Source organism: Arthrobacter sp. Leaf141 (assembly GCF_001424565.1).
Taxonomy (GTDB): Bacteria; Actinomycetota; Actinomycetes; order Actinomycetales; family Micrococcaceae; genus Arthrobacter.
Genome location: NZ_LMOL01000005.1, coordinates 83,461 through 96,006, shown reverse-complemented (window position 1 = coordinate 96,006; position 12,546 = coordinate 83,461). Strand labels below are relative to the sequence as shown.

Here is a 12,546-nt window from a genome sequence, read left to right as displayed (position 1 = left end):
AGTTCAGTCCGTCAGTAGTGAAGCCTGGATCAGGCATTCTGCTTGATGAGGTCTTCGGCTTCCTTGAACCAGGCATCGGCGGCACCGTTGATGTCGAGCTTGCCGTAGTTCAGGTCCGAGGCAACCCGCTTGAAAGAGGTTTCAAGCGTGCCGAAGCCCACGATCGGGGGTTCGGGAGCGTCCTTGAGGTACTGCGCGATGGAGGTTTCGTAGTCCACCACCACCTTGTCGGTTCCTTCGAAGGTGGTTCCGTCCCGCTGGGTCTTGGACGCCGGAACGCCGCGGGAGGTCTTGAAGATCTGGCCCACCTCGGGGTCATTGACCATAAAGTCGATAAAGCGGGCTGCCGCGTCCTTGTATTTGGTCTTGGCGCTGGCAACCATCAGCATGGAGGGCTTCAGGAACAGGCCCAGGTTGTCCTTGTCGTCCGACGGAACCGGCACAAGCTTGAGTTCCTTGGCGCCGCTGTCACCGAGGTAGCCCGCCATGAAGTTGTCCCACGTGACCTCCGTGGCCGTGACGTTGGATCCGAACGGTGACTTGGGTGCCAGCTGGGTGACCCGCTCTTCGGAAATGATGGCGGGGGTGCCGCGCAGGTCGGCGGTGAGGTTCCACCACTTCTTGAGGTCGTCCTTGCTGAAGCCGAGCTTGCCCTCCGAGGTAAAGGCTTCGATGTTGTTCTGGCGCAGCCAGACGTTGAACATCCACCAGACGCCGGTGTAATCGGTGCTGCCGAAGAGGGCCCCGTTGCTCTTGCTGCCCACGGACACAAGGAATTCGTTGAATTCCTTGTAGGTCCAGCTGCCATCCGGTTCGGTGATGCCCAGTGAAGCCAGCTTGGCGGGGTCGTAGTAAACGGCGAAGGCGTTGGTGCTGGTGGGGATGCCGAAGGTCTTGCCCTTGATCTGGCCCGACGGCAGCAGGGACTTCTCGAAGGCGTCCGTGTTGATCTTCACGGTGCTGAGGTCCAGGAGCTGGTTGCGCTGGCCGTAGTCCCGCAGGTAGGACAGGTCCCACTGCATTACGTCCGGCAGGCCGCCGCCGGCAGCTTCGGTGGCACGCTTCTGCCAGTAGCCGGCGAAGTCGGTGAAGTTGCCGTTGACCTTGATGTCCGCGTTTTTGGACTCGAACAAGGCAATGGCCTTGCGGGTGCGCTCGGCGCGGTCGTCGTTGCCCCACCAGGTGTAGTTGATGGTGACGGGTTTTTCCGCTGAACCGGTTTCGCCGGAGCTGCTGGATCCTGTTCCACACGCAGCCAGTGCCGCGGCAGATGCGGTGCCGACGGCGACGGTGGTGATGAAGTGCCTTCTGTTGATCACGGGAGCCTCCTTGCTCGATGTGTGTAATACCTTCGGTCTCACCACAACACGGGCAGTGAGCTGGCTTACACGGCTTCTGAAACGATACAATATCCCTATTCCGGAATTTGGGCAAGCGTTTTCCAATGATCAGATGTCCTACCAAATTCCGGCCCTTCAGCAGACAAAGGAGTCCCATGACAGCGCAGGAACCCATCGGCCCGGCAAGCGTGTGGAACAACGTGGACGGTATCGGCTTCGGCGGCGATTACAACCCTGAGCAGTGGCCCACCAGCGTGCGCCTGGAAGACCTTGAGCTGATGCAGGAAGCCGGCGTGAACTTCCTCAGCGTCGGCATCTTTTCGTGGGCGCTGCTGGAACCCAGCGAAGGCACCTACGACTTCGGCTGGCTGGATGAGGTGCTGGACAACCTGGCGGGCATCGGCGTGAAGGTGGCCCTGGCCACCGCCACGGCGGCGCCGCCGGCCTGGCTGGTCCGCAAACATCCGGAAATCCTCCCGGTGACGGCTGACGGTACCGTGCTGGGACCGGGCTCACGGCGGCACTACACCCCGTCGTCGGCCGCGTATCGCCGCTACGCCACCGGGATCACCCGCAAACTGGCCGAACGCTACAAGGACCACCCCGCCCTGGCGCTCTGGCATGTGGACAACGAACTGGGCTGCCACGTCTCTGAGTTCTACGGCCCGGAAGACGCAGCGGCGTTCCGCGTGTGGCTGGAACGGCGCTACGGCGATATCGGCGCGTTGAACGCCGCCTGGGGTACCGCGTTCTGGAGCCAGAACTACGGCGCCTTCGACGAGATCCTGCCGCCGTCCGCCGCGCCCAGCACCCTGAACCCCGGCCAGCAGCTCGACTTCCAGCGCTTCAACTCGTGGGCGCTGATGGACTATTACCGCGACCTCGTGGCGGTCCTGCGGGAGATCACGCCCGCGGTCCCCTGCACCACCAACCTCATGGCGTCCAGCGCCACCAAATCCATGGACTACTTCGACTGGGCCAAGGACCTGGACGTCATCGCCAACGACCACTACCTGGTGGCGGCCGACCCCGAACGGCACATCGAACTGGCGTTCAGCGCGGACCTCACCCGGGGAATTGCGGGCGGCGACCCGTGGATCCTGATGGAACATTCGACGTCGGCCGTGAACTGGCAGCCGCGCAACCAGCCCAAGATGCCCGGTGAAATGCTCCGCAACTCGCTGGCGCACGTGGCCCGGGGCGCGGACGCCGTGATGTTCTTCCAGTGGCGGCAGAGCTTTGCCGGCTCCGAGAAGTTCCATTCGGCCATGGTCCCGCACGCCGGCCGGGACACACGGGTATGGCGCGAGGTGGTGGAACTCGGCGGCGCGCTGCAGCGGCTGGCGCCCGTGCGTGGTTCCCGGGTGGAATCGCGGGCGGCCATTGTCTTTGATTACGAGGCCTGGTGGGCCAGCGAAATAGATTCCAAGCCCAGCCAGGACGTGAAGTACCTGGATGTGCTGCGCGCCTTCCACCGGTCCCTGTTCCTGCGGGGCGTCTCCGTTGACATCGTGCACCCGTCGGCTTCCCTGGCCGGCTACGACCTGGTGCTCGTCTGCACGCTCTACGCCGTCAGCGACGAAGCCGCGGCCTCGGTTGCTGCTGCTGCGGCGGCCGGCGCCACCGTGCTGGTCAGCTACTTCAGCGGCATTGTGGACGGCTCGGACCACGTCCGGCTGGGCGGCTACCCCGGCGCCTTCCGGGACCTGCTGGGCATCCGCGTGGAGGAATTCCACCCGCTGCTGGCCGGGTCCGCGCTGAAGCTGGACGACGGCACCGTTGCCGCCGTCTGGAGCGAACACGTCCACCTCACCGGCGCGGAGGCCATCCGGTCCTTCACGGAATACCCGCTCGAAGGGGTTCCCGCCCTGACCCGGCACGCAGTTGGCGACGGCGCTGCGTGGTACCTCGCCACGTTCCCCGGCCCGGAGGGCATCGAGTCCGTGGTGGACAGGCTGCTTGCCGAATCCGGGGTTGGCCCGGTGGCCGCCGCCGACCCCGGCGTGGAGTTGACCCGGCGCCGCGCGGCGGACGGCAGCAGCTACCTTTTCGCCATCAACCACACCCGGGAGGCAGCCAGCGTCCGGGCTGCCGGCACGGATGTGCTGACCGGCGAGGCTTTCGCCGGTTCCGTGGGGGCCGGGCTGGTGGCGGTCATCGCGGAGGACTGAGCCGGGGGCCGGTCAGGGCTGCGTTTTGGACGCCGCCCTGGCCGCGGCTTCCACTCGGGCATGGTGCTCCGCCCAGCCGTCCGCACCACGGTCGGTGAGGTTGGGATCGCCCGGCCGGAAGCCGGCCTGGCCGTCAATCAGTTCACGGAGGATGTCGGCGTGGCCGGTGTGTTGGGCGGTCTCCACGCATAGGTGGACCAGGATCCGGTGCAATGTCACGGCCCTGCGCTCGACTGGCCACCACGGGACGGCGCCCGCGGCGTCCAGGGGCAGCGCCTCGATGGTGGCGTCCGCGTGCCCGGCGGAAAAGTGATGCAGCTCAACGATGTCGTCCCGGCTCTCCGCGGCGGTGGCCCACATGTCCGAGTCCGGGGCCGCGTCATCGTCCAGGCTGGGAAGGTGGCGTCCGCTCGGCCGGCCAAACACTTCGCCGAAGTAGCCCAGCTGGACACTGGCCACGTGCTTCACCAGTCCCAGCAGGTTGGTACCGGTGGGGGTCAGTGGCCTGCGGATGTCGTACTCGTCCAGGCCGTCCAGCTTGCCCAGCAGATCCTGGCGCCGGATCCGCAGGTAGCTGTGGAGGGTCTCCTTGTGGTCCATGTCCTGCACGCTACCGGCAACAGGGTCCGATTGGCAGCTTCTGCGCGGCGTGGAATTCTGCCGTGCCTTGCGCCGGGAAAAACGGAGCGCCGCGCCGGCACCGTGACTGCCCGGCGCCCGGGCAGGCCCTTAAATGTCGTACCCCCTTGAGAGAATTTTCTTATGGACGCTTCCAAGGTTCAGCACACAGGGCACGGCGCAAACGCCGCGCTTCCGTGCGGCGCTGGTCCGACTTTAGGGAGCTCCTCCTGCAGCACGGATGAGGCCGGCGTCGCAAAAGCGCTTACTGCGCTGCAGGCGGTCGCCGCGGCTGGGCCGGGCCAGCTGGCACTTGCCACCTTCGCCGAGGCAGCCGAATACGCAAGCCAGATTGAGGAGATCTCCCGGACTCTGGAGTACGTGCAGATCCTCGCCGCCTCCGCCGTGGACCGCACGCGCGCGCAGGCCATCGCAGACGCCAGCCGCACCGGGACGGGCCGGACCTGGATCACCGGCTGGGACAACACCACCGGCAGCTCCGCTGACGTTGCTGGGAGCGACCCATCCTGGCCCCATGGCAGTCCCGACCCTGCCGGCCTGGGCGACGCAGCATTTACTGCCGCCACAGCCCAGGCCTCCCCCGATAGGGCCATGGGTTCACCGGCTGATGACGGGTGTAAAAACACCGCCGAGTTCCTCCGCGTCCGGCTCCGGATTCCCGTCGCCGAAGCACATCGTCGTATAAGTCTTGCCGCCGCGGTACTGCCCCAGTCGGGGCTCACCGGCCACACCCAAGCACCGGCACGCCCGCAGCTCGCTGCCGCCCTTACCACCGGGTCCGTCGCCTCCCGCCCTGCGACCATCATTACCCTGGCCCTGGACCACGTCAGCCACCACGTCACCGAAGACGTGACCACCCGGATGGAGCACGCCCTCACACAGGCAGCCGCCAACAACGACGCCGACTTCCTGGCCCGTATCGCCCGGCACTGGACCGAAGCGATCGACGCCGACGGCACCGAACCCAGTGAACACGAGCTGCGCCAGCGGCAAGGAGTCTTCATCCGGCCCGCCCGCCGCGGACTGAACCGCCTGGATATTTTCGCCACACCCGCCCAATACGAATGTCTCCTCACCGCCATGAGTACGGCCACCAACCCCAGGACCACCAACGCAAACAACTCCGATGGGGCATGCGACGCTGGGAACGCGGGTATCGGCAGTGAACCCGGACATACCGGTTCGGCCACAGCCACTGTGGACCCGGATCTCAACCTGGACCGGCGGACCCGCGCCCAGCAACTCCTCGACGGCCTGGTCGGGGCCTGTAAAACAGCCCTCACCTCCGGCAACCTCCCCAGCGCCGGAGGACTCCGCCCCCAGGTCCTGGTCACCATCGATTACCGTGACCTCCTGAACCGTCTGGAACAGACCACCGGCAAAGGACCCCGTTACGGCTATGGCACGTCCACAACCGGCGGCCGCCCGGTCCCGGACCCCGGTAGCATCCCGGGCGCCGGATCGTTTGCGTTCACTGGACCCGTCACCCCTGCGACCGTCCGCGAAATCGCCTGCGACGCCGACATCATCCCCATCCTCCTCGGCAGCGCAGGACGCATCCTCGACATCGGCCGGACCACCCGGATTTTCCCACCCCACATCCGCAAAGCCATCACCGCCCGCGACCACGGCTGCGCCTTCCCCAACTGCACCATCCCCGCCCCCTGGTGCGAAGCCCACCACATTTCCTACTGGTCACACGGTGGACCCACCAACACCGATAACGGCACCCTTCTCTGCACCAGCCACCACCACCTCATCCACAAGGAGCAATGGCAGGTACACGTCGCAAACGGCGTCCCCTGGTTCATTCCGCCACCGCACATTGACCCGCGCCAAAAGCCACAGCGAAACCACCACCAGACATAAACCCGCATCGATCGGAGCGGCCTGGCGTCATGGCTGAAACCCGAAGCGCGGCAGGCGGCATCCGATCAGAAACGACGCAAAACACCCCGGCCCCNNNNCCCCGGCCCCGGCAGGAACCGTGGAGTTCCTGCCGGGGCCGGGGTGTTGTAACTGAAACCTAGTTGCTGATGGCTGACTTCATTTCGTCGGATGCCTTCTTGCCGGCGTCCTCAGGGGACAACCGTTCGAAGAGGACCTCCGAGGTGTAGCGCTTGATGATCTCCTGGATGGCGCCGGCGCCCTTCGGCGGCGGCGCCGGAGCCTCGCCCAGCTCGTCCTTGATCTGGTCGATGAACTTGACCACCTTGACGTCGGCAGGCGTTAGCTTGGGCTCGATTGCTGCCCGGACGTCGGTGTTGGGGTAGACGCCGCGGTCGGCCAGGAGCGATTCGCCGGCCTTGACGTTGTTGGCCAGGAAGTTGATGAACTTGGCGGTCTCTTCAGGGTGCTTGGTCCGGGAGGACGCGGACCAGAACTGGGATGCCTTGTACCAGAGGCCGGCGTCGTCGGCCTTACCGGTGTTGGTGGGGAAGCGCAGGATCTTCAGGTCGCTGCCCGAAGCCTTTTCCAAAGCCGGGGCCTGGTTGGACCACCAGAAGGCCATGCCGTTTTTGCCGGTGGCGAGGCCGCTCTGGTCCAGGGCCGCAGCTTCGGCTTCGACTACCTCGGAGGCTGAAGGGACACCTTTCTTTTTGCTCATGTCCTTCAGGAAAGCCCACCATTGTGCAATGTCCTGGGGTTCAAACCCCAGCCTGCCGTCGGAGGTGTAAAGGGACTTTCCGTCCTGGCGGAGCCAGACACCCAGCGACGCTTCGTCGGTGCCGTAGGCCGCAGCGCCGTAGGTGCCCTTGGGCGACTTCTCCGTGATCTCAGCCGCGATGCGCTCAAAGTCGGCCCAGGTCCAGGTGGCATCATCCGGCAGGGCAACGCCGGCGGCTTCGAAGACCTTGGGGTTGGCCAGGATGGTGGCGGCGTTGATGCCGGCGGCGATGCCGGTCAGGCCGTCTTCGCTCTTGCCTGCGTTGAGGGCTGCCTCATCAAGCTTGGCAGTGTCGATGTCGTACTTGGACAGGTCAAGCAGGGCGCCGCGGCTGGAGTACTCCGTGATGTACTTTTCGTCCATCTGGATGATGTCCGGGGCGTCGTTCGCTGCCACCTGGGTGGCCAGCTTGTCCCAGTATCCGCTCCAGTCGCCGTATTCGGGCTTGATCTTGATCTTGGGGTTTTCGGCTTCGAACTTGGCGATCGCGTCCTGAGTCAGCTGGGCGCGCTTGTCGCCGCCCCACCAGGAGAACCGAAGTTCCACGGTTCCGTCGGCACTTTGCGGTGCCGAGCCTCCGCCGCAGGCACTGAGCGCCATGACGGCGGCTGCGGCCGCGGCCACCAGGGCCGTCTTGCGGATTCGGCGGGGAGCGCCGTGGGATGGTGCGGCTGCTGCCTTTTTGGCGGCCGGCGCAGTGCGGGAAAAGAGCTGCACTGGTAACTCCGATCTTCGTTGATCTGGTGCTGGGGATGGATGCGGGATGTTGGGCGTGAGCCGCCGGGTTACTGCGAAAACGTTTACTGGACCTAATAGTACAAGTGGCTAACTTGTATTACAAGACGTTTTTGCGGCAATTTTCCGGCCCGGCCCGGCAGCCCGGTAACGCGACCGGAAAGTCCCGGGAGCGGCCTCATCCGGACAGCGGACAAGCGGACGGCCCGCCGGATCGACGGGCCGCCCGCTTGCGGGAGGGCTGGTGCTGCGGGGCAGCAGGCCTATTTGATGCCGGTGGTGGCAATGCCCTTGATGAGGAAGCGCTGGCCAAAGAGGAACACCAGGAACACGGGCAGGAGCGAGACGATGGACATGGCGAACAGTGATCCCCAGCTCGTGGCGGACTGCGAGTCAACGAAGGCCCGCAGCGCCACGGGAACGGTGAACATGTCCGGGTCCGTGAGGTAGATCAGGGCGCCGAAGAAGTCGTTCCAGGTCCAGATGAAGGTGAAGATGGTGGTGGTGGCCAGGGCCGGCACCATCAGCGGCAGGATCACGCGGAGGAAGATCCGCGGGTGTCCGGCACCATCGATCCGGGCCGCCTCGTCCAGGTCCTTGGGGATGCCGCGGATGAACTGGACCATCAGGAACACGAAGAACGCATCAGTGGCAAGCAGCTTGGGAACCAGCAGCGGCCAGAAGGTGTTAACCCAGCCGATCTGCGAGAACAGGATGTACTGCGGGACGATCACCACGTGGAACGGCAGCATGATGGTCAGCAGCATGATGCCAAAGAACAGCTTCTTGCCGGTGAACTGCAGCCGGGCAAACGCGTAGGCGGCCATGGAACAGGAGATCAGGTTGCCCAGGATGGAGCCGATCACCACAATGGCGGAGTTGAGCATGTAGTGGCCGAACGGGTGGGTCAGGGCGGACCAGCCGTCCGTGTAGTTGGACATTTCCAGGCTGCTCAGCCACAGGCCGGGGTCGCGGAAAATGAGTTCGTTGGGCCGCAGGGAGGACACCACCATCCACAGCAGCGGATAGATCATCAGGCCGCCGGCCAGGATGAGGATGGCATGCTTCGTCAGCGCCTTGGTGCGCTGGGCCCGGCTGAACGCCAGGGTTCCCCTGGACTCGCGGACTCGGGCCTTGCGGTTGTTCGTAGGCTTGCCGGCGCCTCCGGACTTCTTCTCCGGGGTGGGCAGCGTCTCCAGCTTAGTCGTCATAGAAAACCCAATACTTAGAAGCGATGAAGTTGATGGCGGTGAATACACCGATGATGACCAGCAGGAACCATGCCATGGCCGAGGCGTAGCCCATGTCGAACTGGCCGAATCCCTTTTGGTAGAGGTAGAGCGTGAAGAACATGGTGGAGTCGGAGGGTCCGCCGTTGCCGCCCGAGACGATGAACGCCTGGGTGAACGACTGGAAGGATCCGATGATCTGCAGCACCAGGTTGAAGAAGATGATGGGGCTCAGCATCGGCAGGGTGATCCGCCAGAACTGCTGGAGGGTGGACGCGCCGTCAACCTTGGCTGCCTCGTAGTACATCACCGGGATCTGCCGGAGGCCGGCCAGGAAGATGATCATGGGGGCGCCGAAGGTCCAGACGTGCAGCAGGATGATGGAGCCAAGCGCCGTGCTGGGATCCGAGATCCAGCCCGGCCCCTGGATGCCGAACATCGCCAGGACCTGGTTGACCAAGCCTGTGGTGCCAAAGATCTGCTTCCAGAGGATGGCAACAGCCACCGAACCGCCCAGCAGCGACGGCAAGTAGAAAATGGAGCGGTAGAACGGAAGGCCGCGCAGGCCCTTATCCAGCACCAGCGCGATGAGCAGGGCCACCGCCAGCTGCAGCGGAACGCCGATGAACACGTAGGTGAACGTGACACCCAGCGAGTTGTGCAGGCGCGCGTCGGTCAGCATCCGGGTGAAGTTCTCCAGGCCGGTCCATTCCGGCGGCTGGAGCAGGTTGTAGTCCGTGAAGGACAGGTAGAGGGACATCAGCATGGGGCCGATGGTGATGGCCACCAGGCCCACCAGCCACGGCAGCAGGAAGATGTACGCGGCCTTGTTGTCCCGGCCGTTGGCCTTCTTTTCCTCGGCGGTGATCTTGCCCTTCCGCCGGCTGATGGAGCTGAGCTCGCTCATGGCGCTCATTGCGGGGACTCCGTCCCTGTCATCAGGACCGCTGCTGCCGGCATTCCTGCCGGGCGCGGTGTCCTGGGTATGTGCTTCGCGGCCATGTGGTCTCCTTTGGTCATCGTGGCCTCCACGTAGGTGAAAATCGCCGAGGGCGATAAGTTCGGCACCCCCTGCTGCCGGGCCCGCTGCATCCGTGTACCGGAAAACGGGTGGCCCTGCGCTGCAGGAGTGGTGCTGTCGAAAAAGCGGCTCCGTACCAAAGTAAACGCTTTCTTGACTCCTGTATAGCCCTTTGTTAGTTTTTGAGAAAACGTTTTCTGTGTTGGGCGTCACTCAACACTAGATCACACAAGCAAAGGGGCAGGACAATGCGGTTTCGTCTTAATAGATCTGTAATGGGGGTTGCCGGGGCGACGGCGGCACTGGCAATGGTCCTGACAGGTTGCGGCAGCAGTCCGCAGGCCGGAAAGGTCGGAACCGTGGATGATCCGGTCACCATCCGGTTCGCCTGGTGGGGCAACGACTCCCGCGCCAAGACCACCCTGGACGTGATCAAGGACTTCGAGGCCGCCAACCCCACCATTAAGGTCCAGGGCGAAAACACCGAGTTCAGCTCCTACTGGGACAAGATGGCCACCCAGATCGCCGGTGGCACCACCCCTGATGTTTTTGCCATGAGCGGCTCCTACCCCAGCGAATACGCCAGCCGGGGCGTGCTGCTTGACCTCGGCACCGTCAGCGAGCAGCTGGATACGTCCAAGTTCGCCGAAGGTACCGTGGATCTGGGCAAGATCGACGGCAAGCAGTACACCATCACCGCGGGTGTGAACTCCATGTCCATGGTCATCGATCCGGTGGTCTTCGAGGCCGCCGGTGTGCCGTTGCCGGATGACGAGACCTGGACCTGGGACGACTACGTGGACATCGCGGCCGAAGTGGCCAGCAAGTCACCGGCCGGCACCTTCGGCACCACGCCGATGTCCAACGATTCGTTCCTTGCCGTGTGGGCGCGCCAGAACAACGAAACCCTTTACACCGACGACGGCAAAAAAATGGGCATCAGCGAGGACACCCTGGCCCGCTGGTTCGAGCTGAACAAGAAGCTGATGGACACCGGCGGGGCACCGTCAGCATCCCAGACCGTGGAGGACGGCTCGGCCCAGCCCGAACTGACCCTCATGGGCCAGGGGAAGCAGGCCATGAAGATTTCCTGGAGCAACCAGATGACGTCCTACTCCGGTGCGCCGCTGGTCATGATGAAGATGCCCGGCGAGAGCAAGCAGCCCGGCGCGTGGCTCCGTTCCTCCATGGAATACGCCATCTCCGGCAAGTCCGCCCAGTCCAAGGAAGCAGCGTTGTTCATCAACTACCTGGTCAACAACATGGACGCTGCCACCAAGATCAAGAGCGACCGCGGCATGCCGGCCAACACCGAGCTCAAAGCCGGAATTTTGCCGCTGCTGAAGGACGCCCAGCAGAAGGAGGCGGGCTATCTTGACCGCATCGCGGAGCTCAATGTGTCCGCTCCCCCGCCGTTCCCCGCAGGCTCGTCCGCCACGCTGGAAGTACTGAACCGGTACAACACGGACGTATTGTTCGGGAAGGTCTCCCCACAGGAGGCCGCCAAGGCCATGATTTCCGAGGTCAACCAGAACCTGGGCTGACCGGCCCCACGTAACGCCAGTGCACATCAACCACAGTCCGGAGGCTGTTTCGTGAACAACACAGTGCGGCCCAGCGCGATTGCCGCCTACGAGGACTGGCCTGCCTATGTCCGGGCCCATCCGCGGTACCGGGCCGGAACGCCGGCTTCGCAGGAGTTCGCCGACGCGCTGGGGGTTCCCGGCGCGTCGGCAGCGCCGCAGGTGCAAGTGCAGTGGGAGGAAGAGCACGACGGCGTCACCACCTCCCAGCTCAGCTGGCAGTTGGGTTTTGGCCCCCGCACCACTGGCTGGCTGGTCCGGCCGGCCGGCAGTTCCGGCCAGCTCCCCGGGGTACTGGCGCTGCACTGCCATGGCGGCAACAAGTTCGGCGGCGCGGACCGGCTGGTGGAGCTGCCGGACAGCCACCCGTCGGCGGCCGCAGCCCGGGCCAACCTGTACGACGGACAGGCACTGGCCACGGAAACCGCCCGGCGGGGATTCGCCGTCCTGGCCCACGATTCGTTCGCCTGGGGCAGCCGCGGTTTCGACCTGTCCACCCCGCCGTGGCGGACCGGGGCGGGGCTGGAGGCAAGGCGGGCGCAATGGCGGCAGGACGGCGTCGTGCCCTCCGATGCTGACCTGTACAACGCTGCCGCGGGCATCCACGAGGACACCGTCGCCAAAACGGCCGGCCTGCTGGGCACCAGCCTGGCCGGGATGGTGGCCCATGACGATCTCGCCGCACTGGACATCCTGGCCGGCCTGCCAGGCGTGGACGCCGGCCGGCTTGGCTGCATGGGTTTCTCGGGTGGCGGCGGCCGGTCCCTTGCACTGGCTGCGCTCACCCCGGCGATCCGCGCCTCGGCCATCACCTGCATGATGACTACCTTCGAATCGCTGCTGCCCGCCTACCTCGATGCCCACTCCTGGCTGCTGCAGACACCCGGGCTGTGGAAACTGGGCGATTGGCCCGAACTCACCGCACGCTCCCCTGCCGCGGCCTTCCTGGTCCAGTACGCGCTGGCCGACCAGTTGTTTCCCGAAGCCGGCATGCGCCAGGCCCACACCATCCTTGAAAACCTCCACCCGGCGGACAGGTACACCGGAGCGTTCTGGCCGGGCGGGCACGTTTTCACGGCCGCCATGCAGGACCAGGCCTTCGAATTCCTCGGCCGCACCCTGGGCGCCACCGCCCCGCTACCTGCAGACGACGCCTCCCA

At 65.0% G+C, this 12,546-nt stretch carries 9 protein-coding genes; 4 read left to right on the top strand and 5 right to left on the bottom strand.

Features of this window, described 5'->3' with window-relative positions; all coding sequences use genetic code 11:
• Window positions 1-29 precede the first annotated feature (29 nt).
• The gene (locus ASF72_RS02980; protein WP_050686768.1) at window positions 30-1,319 is read right to left on the bottom strand and encodes an ABC transporter substrate-binding protein; all 1,290 of its coding nucleotides are present in this window, start codon (window positions 1,317-1,319) and stop codon (window positions 30-32) included.
• Window positions 1,320-1,495: 176 nt separating this feature from the next.
• On the opposite strand from ASF72_RS02980, the gene ASF72_RS02975 reads away from it, so the two are divergent.
• Window positions 1,496-3,511 (top strand): beta-galactosidase, encoded by a 2,016-nt coding sequence (locus ASF72_RS02975; protein ID WP_050686770.1) that lies wholly within the window; start codon window positions 1,496-1,498, stop codon window positions 3,509-3,511.
• 12 nt (window positions 3,512-3,523) lie between these two features.
• On the opposite strand, the gene ASF72_RS02970 is transcribed toward ASF72_RS02975, so the two are convergent.
• Complete coding sequence (locus ASF72_RS02970; protein WP_056597397.1) at window positions 3,524-4,111, bottom strand: DinB family protein; 588 nt, start codon at window positions 4,109-4,111, stop codon at window positions 3,524-3,526.
• A gap of 162 nt (window positions 4,112-4,273) precedes the next feature.
• Here ASF72_RS02970 and ASF72_RS02965 point away from each other — a divergent pair, with 162 nt between their 5' ends.
• A complete protein-coding gene (locus tag ASF72_RS02965) occupies window positions 4,274-6,019 on the top strand; it encodes an HNH endonuclease signature motif containing protein (protein WP_056596473.1) in 1,746 nt (581 codons plus the stop codon).
• A gap of 157 nt (window positions 6,020-6,176) precedes the next feature.
• Here ASF72_RS02965 and ASF72_RS02960 read toward each other — a convergent pair whose 3' ends face one another.
• From ASF72_RS02960 to ASF72_RS02950, 3 genes are all read right to left on the bottom strand, one after another.
• On the bottom strand, window positions 6,177-7,535 hold the full coding sequence (locus ASF72_RS02960; RefSeq protein ID WP_056596470.1) for an ABC transporter substrate-binding protein: 1,359 nt from the start codon (window positions 7,533-7,535) through the stop codon (window positions 6,177-6,179).
• Between the two features lie 281 nt (window positions 7,536-7,816).
• Window positions 7,817-8,764 carry a carbohydrate ABC transporter permease gene (locus ASF72_RS02955; protein ID WP_050684359.1) on the bottom strand — a complete coding sequence of 316 codons (948 nt, stop codon included), beginning with the start codon at window positions 8,762-8,764 and terminating at the stop codon, window positions 7,817-7,819.
• Window positions 8,754-9,698, bottom strand: a complete 945-nt coding sequence (locus ASF72_RS02950) for a carbohydrate ABC transporter permease (protein WP_050684358.1) — start codon at window positions 9,696-9,698, stop codon at window positions 8,754-8,756. The genes ASF72_RS02955 and ASF72_RS02950 overlap by 11 nt, the downstream gene beginning before the upstream one ends.
• 380 nt (window positions 9,699-10,078) lie before the next feature.
• Between ASF72_RS02950 and ASF72_RS02945 the strand changes: the two genes are divergently transcribed.
• A complete protein-coding gene (locus ASF72_RS02945) occupies window positions 10,079-11,347 on the top strand; it encodes an ABC transporter substrate-binding protein (RefSeq protein WP_056596466.1) in 1,269 nt (422 codons plus the stop codon).
• A 51-nt stretch (window positions 11,348-11,398) separates the two neighbouring features.
• The coding region (locus ASF72_RS19915) for an acetylxylan esterase (protein ID WP_082484076.1) at window positions 11,399-12,546 on the top strand (1,148 nt) is incomplete at its 3' end.

What these genes read in the sequence shown, in the direction of transcription:
- ASF72_RS02975 (WP_050686770.1), top strand. Translation starts at nt 1,496, where the DNA reads ATGACAGCGCAGGAACCCATCGGCCCGGCAAGCGTGTGGAACAACGTG.
- ASF72_RS02970 (WP_056597397.1), bottom strand. Translation starts at nt 4,111, where the DNA reads ATGGACCACAAGGAGACCCTCCACAGCTACCTGCGGATCCGGCGCCAG.
- ASF72_RS02965 (WP_056596473.1), top strand. Translation starts at nt 4,274, where the DNA reads ATGGACGCTTCCAAGGTTCAGCACACAGGGCACGGCGCAAACGCCGCG.
- ASF72_RS02955 (WP_050684359.1), bottom strand. Translation starts at nt 8,764, where the DNA reads ATGACGACTAAGCTGGAGACGCTGCCCACCCCGGAGAAGAAGTCCGGA.
- ASF72_RS02950 (WP_050684358.1), bottom strand. Translation starts at nt 9,698, where the DNA reads ATGAGCGCCATGAGCGAGCTCAGCTCCATCAGCCGGCGGAAGGGCAAG.
- ASF72_RS02945 (WP_056596466.1), top strand. Translation starts at nt 10,079, where the DNA reads ATGGGGGTTGCCGGGGCGACGGCGGCACTGGCAATGGTCCTGACAGGT.